The 6,061-nt window shown below is 53.9% G+C and carries 6 protein-coding genes and 1 pseudogene; all 7 read left to right on the plus strand.

The window, feature by feature from the left end:
* A partial coding sequence (locus RMS03_RS07145; RefSeq protein ID WP_310626393.1) for a hypothetical protein occupies positions 1-238 on the plus strand: 238 nt, incomplete at its 5' end.
* A pseudogene (locus RMS03_RS07150) lies at positions 239-442 on the plus strand (acetyl-CoA C-acyltransferase); the annotation flags it as partial.
* Positions 443-454: 12 nt separating this feature from the next.
* The gene (locus RMS03_RS07155; protein WP_310626394.1) at positions 455-1,663 is read left to right on the plus strand and encodes an acyl-CoA dehydrogenase family protein; all 1,209 of its coding nucleotides are present in this window, start codon (positions 455-457) and stop codon (positions 1,661-1,663) included.
* A 29-nt stretch (positions 1,664-1,692) separates the two neighbouring features.
* The gene (locus RMS03_RS07160) at positions 1,693-2,829 is read left to right on the plus strand and encodes an acyl-CoA dehydrogenase family protein (protein WP_310626395.1); all 1,137 of its coding nucleotides are present in this window, start codon (positions 1,693-1,695) and stop codon (positions 2,827-2,829) included.
* Positions 2,830-2,872: 43 nt separating this feature from the next.
* A complete protein-coding gene (locus RMS03_RS07165; protein ID WP_310626396.1) occupies positions 2,873-3,661 on the plus strand; it encodes an oxepin-CoA hydrolase, alternative type in 789 nt (262 codons plus the stop codon).
* A gap of 8 nt (positions 3,662-3,669) precedes the next feature.
* Positions 3,670-4,905, plus strand: coding sequence for a CoA transferase (locus tag RMS03_RS07170; RefSeq protein WP_310626397.1), 1,236 nt, complete (start codon positions 3,670-3,672; stop codon positions 4,903-4,905).
* A 93-nt stretch (positions 4,906-4,998) separates the two neighbouring features.
* A complete protein-coding gene (locus tag RMS03_RS07175; protein ID WP_310626398.1) occupies positions 4,999-5,976 on the plus strand; it encodes a tripartite tricarboxylate transporter substrate binding protein in 978 nt (325 codons plus the stop codon).
* Positions 5,977-6,061 lie beyond the last annotated feature (85 nt).

Raw genomic sequence — 6,061 nt, forward strand, 5'->3', positions numbered from 1 at the left:
GCCCACCCTTGACCAGCCTGACGGCCTCCAGCTTGAATTCCAGTGTGTACCGCGCCCGTCGTATCGAATCGCTCATTTCTCTCTCCTAAAACTGATTTTTACCTATCAGCTAAGGAGTACGTTTTTCAGGGGTAAGGTCATTGCTAGCGGCCTTGCTGCGATTGCCCGCATCAATGATGTCGACCCTCAAGATGAGGGAGGCGAATCAACGTTCATTGGAAAATATAATTTGACGTAATGCCAAAAAACATTGGGCATACCTGATGAACGCCTGAATGTGAACGGCGGTGCCATTTCGATAGGCCCTCCGTTTGGCACGCCAAGCGCACGCTTGGCTGGCCACATTTTGCTAGAGGAGCAACGCCGCAAAGCCAAGTGGGGCGTGGTGACCATGTGCATTGCAGGTGGTATGGGTGCGGCAGGTTTGTTCGAAATATTCTGACAAGGGATTGATATGGATTTGAACTTTACCCTTCGAGAAGAAGCCTTTCGCGATGAGGTGCGTGCGTTTTTGGCGCAGAACTTGTCGCCTGATTTGTCGGCCAAAGTGCGTGCGGGCGAGCATTTGTCCAAGGCCGACATGGAAGGCTGGCATGCCAAACTCCATGCGCGAGGTTGGCTCGCCAACCATTGGCCCGAGGAGTGGGGAGGCCCTGGTTGGAATGCCGTAGAAAAATTTATTTTTGAAAATGAATGTGCGTTGGCGTACGCCCCCCGCATCGTGCCGTTTGGGGTGAGCATGCTCGGCCCAGTGTTGATGAAGTACGGCAGCGAAGCTCAAAAAGCGCATTGGCTGCCGCGCATCTTGGACGGCTCTGACTGGTGGTGCCAAGGATATTCAGAACCAGGCTCTGGTTCAGATTTGGCTTCCGTCAAAACCAGGGCTGTGCGTGACGGTGAGTACTACATTGTCAACGGTCAAAAGACATGGACCACCCTGGGCCAATACGCCAACATGGTTTTTTGTTTGGTACGAACCGACCGTGAAGCCAAGTCGCAATCAGGCATCAGCTTTTTGCTGGTGGATATGACATCGCCTGGCATTGAGGTGCGCCCCATCATCACTTTAGACGGGGCGCATGAAGTGAACGAGGTGTTTTTCACCGATGTCAAAGTGCCCGTGGACAACTTGGTGGGCGAAGAAAACAAGGGCTGGACCTATGCCAAATACTTGCTCACCTACGAGCGCACCAACATTGCAGGTGTGGGCTTTTCGGTGGCTGGCTTAGAAAACCTGAAGGTCATTGCAGATCGTGTGCGTTGCAACGGCAAGCCGTTATCGCAGGACCCCTTGTTTGCCGCACGTATGGCCAAGGTAGAGATTGATTTAGAAAACATGAAGACCACCAACTTGCGCGTCATTGCAACGGTCGCTGGCGGTGGTGTGCCAGGCGCAGAAAGTTCGATGCTCAAAATTCGCGGCACTGAAATTCGTCAAGAAATTTTCTCCCTCACGCGTCGTGCCATGGGGCCTTATGCCGCACCTTTTGCAGCACCTTATTTCTATGACTCACATGAGAGTACCCACCAGCAAGAACCGTTGGGTGATGAAGTCGCGACGATGGCTACATCGTCTTACTTCAACCACCGCAAGTTGTCGATTTTTGGTGGTTCCAACGAGATTCAGAAAAACATCATTTCCAAAATGATCTTGGGCCTGTGACGGCTGATTGCGTGTGAAAGGAGTACCCCATGAATTTTGAACATACCGAAGATCGCCGCATGCTGATGGATAGCTTGAATCGTTTTGTCTCTGAGCAATACAGAACAGATGTGCGCAACCAATGTGCGTACGGCACACAAGGGCATAGCCCGACTTTGTATGCGCAGTTTGCGGAGCTGGGTGCCATGGGTGCCTTGTTTCCAGAAGAAGTCGGTGGTTTTGCTGGCGCAGGGTTTGACATCAGTGTGGTGTTTGAATGCTTGGGCCGAGGTATCGTGCCAGAGCCTTTGTTGGGGGTATTGCTCGTGGGGCGTGCCTTGATGTTGGCTGGCAGTGATGCACAAAAAGAACTTTTGGCGCATTTGGTGAATGGCTCGGCCATGGCCGCTTTGGCGCATGACGAGCCCAGCGCTCACCATGAGTTGAACCATGTCGCGACCGCTGCCACGCGCGAGGGTGAGCATTGGGTACTCAAGGGCGTGAAGGGCTTGGTGAGTTTTGGTGAGCAGGCTGATTGGTTGCTGGTTTCGGCGCGCACATCGGGTGCGACGGACAGCGAGACAGGCATCAGCTTATTTCTTGTTCCAGGTCAATCCGCAGGCATCACATGCCGTGCGTTCAACCGCATTGATGGCGGTCGTGCCGCGGAGTTGATGTTTGACAACGTGCGAGTAAATGGCAGTGCTTTATTGGGAAGCGAAGGGGCTGGTTACGATGTGCTGGAGCGTGTGCGTGGCTATGCCTTGTTGGCGGTGTGTGCCGAAGCGGTGGGCGCCATGGATGTGGCCAAAGATCAAACGCTGGAGTACCTGCGCACCCGCAAGCAGTTTGGTGTACCCATCGGCAGTTTTCAGGCTTTGCAACACCGCATGGTGGATGTGCTGCTAGAGGTCGAACAAGCACGTTCTGCGGTGATTAATGCTGCTGCTGCTGTAGATGAGGAAGATCGTGTCGTTCGCGAAAAAGCGCTGTCTGCCGCCAAGTACAGCATTGGACGCGTTGGCACCTTGGTGGCCGAAGAAAGCATTCAGTTGCATGGTGGCATTGGCATGACTTGGGAGTTACCCCTATCTCACTATGCCAAACGATTGGTGATGATCGACCATGAGTTTGGTGACGAGGATCACCACTTGGCACGTTTCATCGCCTTGAGCCAAACGCATTGAATCAAAATGCACGAACCGACATGCACTGAATCGAAAGGCGTTGATGTCACCCGTTTTAGTCACCCATCGTGAAGGCCCTGTATTGGTTTTGTCCCATCACAACGTGGCTGCACGCAATGCGCTGAGCTTTGAGTTCTACACCGCCTTGACCGAGGCTTTGCATGCCGCGGCCCAAGACCCTTCTGTGGGGGCCATCGTGCTCACAGGCGAAGGTGGGCACTTTTGCTCTGGTGGCGATTTGCGCCAATTGGCCAAGCGGCGCGAGTTGCATGTGTCAGAACGTCGTGTGCGGCTAGAGGGCTTGCATGATTTGATCCGCTCGGTGCGTGATTGCCCCAAGCCTGTGATTGCCGCAGTCGAAGGTGCAGCGGCGGGTGCGGGGCTTTCGTTGGCGATGGCTTGTGACATGTTGGTGGCCGCCGAAGACGCCATGTTCACCGTGGCTTATGTGAAAGTGGGCCTCACGCCCGATGGCGGGGCGACGGCTTTTTTGGCTGAGTTTGTGTCTCGCCAAGTCTTGACCGAGTTGTGTTTGACAGGCATGCCGTTGAGTGGGGAGCGCATGCATGTCTTGGGTGCGGTCAATCGTTTGGTGGCATCGGGTCAGGCATTGCCTAACGCGCTGGCGTTGGCGGCTGACATTTCAAAAGGGCCTCAACAGTCCATGGCGCACATCAAACAATTGTGTCGTCATGCGATGCGAAACTCTTTGGATGATCAGCTCGAACTTGAGGCGCGATTCATGGTCGAGGCCATGGGCAGCGATGAATCTTTAGAAGGCATCAGGGCCTTTTTGGATAAGCGACAACCCAACTACACCTCTTTACGTTAGGTCAGTCAATGAGTACCTCTACTTCGCATGAGACACATGATTTGCCTTTGGCTGGCATTCGTGTGTTAGATCTTTCACGTGTGTTTGCCGGTCCCATGTGCGGCATGGTGTTAGGCGACTTTGGTGCTGAGGTGATCAAGGTCGAGCACCCAAGCCGTGGTGACGACACGCGCGATTGGGGCATGCGCATTGGCAAGACGGAGACCACCTACTACAACAGCATGAACCGCAACAAGCGGTCCATCACGGTAAACCTCCAATCCGCCGAGGGTGTGAAGATCATCCATGCGTTGGTGCCTCAGTGCGATGTGGTGATTCACAACTTTAAAACAGGTGGTGCCGACAAACTAGGCATTGGTTACGAACAACTCAAAGCACTCAAGACGGATTTGATTTATTGCGCCGTGGCCGGCTACGACAGCAGAGGTACAGAGGCCCGTCGACCTGGTTATGACTTGGTGATTCAAGCCGAAGCGGGCTTGATGGCGCTCAATGGTGCCGCCGATATGCCGCCTTTGAAATTTGGTGTGGCGGTGGTGGATTTGATGACGGGTATGTACTCGGCGCAAGCCATTTTGGCGGCCTTGTTGCGTCGTGAGCGCCGTGGCTTAGGTCAGCTCATTGAGATGGCTTTGTATGACTGCGGTTTGTCTGTGTCTGGCTATTACGGGTTGGATGCTTTGAATCTCGGCCATGACCCAGAGCGCTATGGCAATGCGCATCCTTCCATCGTGCCTTATGGCATGTACGAAGCAGCAGATGGCCCACTGATCATTGCCGTGGGCAACAACGCACAGTTCGACAAATTTTGTCGCCAGGTGGTGATGCGCCCAGACATTGTGGAAAACCCATTGTTTGCCACCAATGTGGAGCGTGCCAAAAACCGAAAAGCTTTAGGCCCCATACTCAAGGCGTTGATTCAGAAATTTCCGCGCAATTTGCTGCTGGAGCGACTTGCCGCCGCTGGCATACCTTGCGGCAACGTGGCGGGTTTACATGAAGCGCTGACGAGCGAGCGTTCACGTCGAAGTCGCATGGTGCAAGACGTGCCGCATCCTGTGGTGGGGACAACGACTGTGTTTGCGCCGCCCTATCGCTTGGATGGTCGTCGTTTGCCTATTCGACGTGCCCCTCCCACCTTGGGAGAGGGGACACGGGCTGTTTTACAAAATCTTTTGGCAATGAACGACAGCCAACTTGAGGCCTTGCAAGCAGCAGGTGTGCTGACTTTGCCAAAGGTATAACACAACCACTGTTGGGAGATACCTATGTTTGTGACTCGTGCAATGGGTTGGATGGTGCGATGGTTTGTGATGAGCTGTGTGTGGGGTTTAAGTATGGGGGCGGTGCAGGCACAGCAAGGCAGCGCGTCTGACAAGACACTCAAGCTGGTGGTGCCTTTTCCTGCAGGAGGGTCTACTGATATGGCATCACGCATCGTGGGCCAGCGTTTGGCGGAGCGACTCAAGCAAACCGTGGTCATAGAAAACCGAGCTGGTGCATCGGGTGCGATTGCTGCCGCACAGGTAGCCAAAAGTGTCCCAGACGGCAGTACTTTGATGATGCTGGCTACGCCCACCATGTTGGCGCCGCACTTCAACAAAGCTGCAGGTTATGACACCACCAAAGATTTCACACCAGTAGCCACGGTGTATGACTTGCCGATTGTGATTGTGGTGAACGCAGCGTTGTTGCCCGATGTGACCGACTTGGCCAAACTCATCGCCTACGCCAAGGCCCAACCCAAACCGATGCACTACACCAGCTCAGGCGTGGGTAGTTTTGGCCACTTGAGCATGGAGTTGCTTCAGCAGTTGGCAGCTTTTGAGATGCAGCATGTGCCCTACAAAGGCGGCGTGCCTGCCATCACGGATACCTTGGGTGGTGTGGTCCCTGTCATGTATTCAGATTTGGTGGCCGCGCTGCCACACATCAAATCGGGCAAGTTGCGTGCGATTGCCATTGGGTCACCTCAGCGTGTAAGTGTGGTGCCGGATGTAAAGACCATTTCGGAGCAGGGCATCAAGGGTTATGACGCGATTTCGTGGGGCGGTTTGATGGTGACCAAGGGCACACCGAAACCCGTAGTAGATCGATTCGCCCAAGAGATTCAAGACATCTTGGCCGACAAAGAAGTTCAGTATAAGTTGCGTGACGCAGGGTGTATTGCCAACTTTCAAGGCCCTAGTCAGATGGCGCAACGTGTTCAGAGTGACTATGCCAAATGGGGACGTGTGATTCGCGACAGAAGTATTTCAAACGAGGCGGATTCAAGGACGAAGTGCAACAAAGATGAACTGGTTATAGGTGGCTGAGGATGCGAGAGCATCATGGCCGCTTTAACCGCCAAGTCGAAGTTGCCCAATGTACAAGCACCTCAGCCGAGAAGAACGATACCAA

The sequence above is a fragment of the Limnohabitans sp. genome, assembly GCF_031538885.1.
Taxonomy (GTDB): domain Bacteria; phylum Pseudomonadota; class Gammaproteobacteria; order Burkholderiales; family Burkholderiaceae_C; genus Limnohabitans.